Raw genomic sequence first — 661 nt, 5'->3', positions numbered from 1 at the left:
AGCGTGCAAAGTCTCGACGGCGCAGAGCATCAGGTCCGCAAGAAAATGTTTCTCGATCTCATGGCCCCCGTGCGGCTACAGCAGGCTCGCCAGATTTTCGCAGAGGAATGGCAGGCGGCCGCACGCAGTTGGCGAGGCCGTGAGATCGACCTCTCCGATGCTGTCGACGGCATAATGACACGCACCGCGCTTCGCTGGTGCGGCATCGATCCGGCACAACATGACGTTGCGAGCCGCTCGCATGAACTCAGCACGATGTTCGCCGAAGCCGGTGCGCTCGGGCCCGCCTATCTGCAGGCACGCTGGCTCCGAGCTCAATGTGAGCGTTGGGCGCGAAGTCTCATTGCTGAGACCCGAGAAGTGGACGGACCCGCCGGAAGCGCCTCGGGCAAGCTTGCATTCCACACAGATCTCGATGGCCGCCGCATGAGCGAGGGTGTGGCCGCGAAAGAACTCCTGAACATCCTGCGCCCGATAGTGGCAGTCGGACGCTACGTCGTCTTTGCCGCCCACGCACTGCATGTCCAGCGCGCGGCCATCCCCGCTATGACGGAAGACGACGAACACATTAGTCGCGCGATCGGCGAAGAGGTTCGTAGGCTTTATCCGTTCTTCCCGGCGATCGGCGGACGCGTGCGCGAAGCGTTCGACTGGCACGGCG

Annotated in this window: 1 pseudogene; it reads left to right on the top strand. The window is 63.2% G+C overall.

The annotated features are described in order from the left end of the window. A pseudogene (locus BMI87_RS22665) lies at window positions 1-661 on the top strand (hypothetical protein); the annotation flags it as partial.

Origin of the sequence: Thioclava sp. F28-4, assembly GCF_002020045.1 — a bacterium.
Lineage (GTDB): Bacteria > Pseudomonadota > Alphaproteobacteria > Rhodobacterales > Rhodobacteraceae > Thioclava > Thioclava sediminum.
Note: the sequence above shows the minus strand (reverse complement) of the source record. Positions and strands in the feature narration are given on the sequence as shown.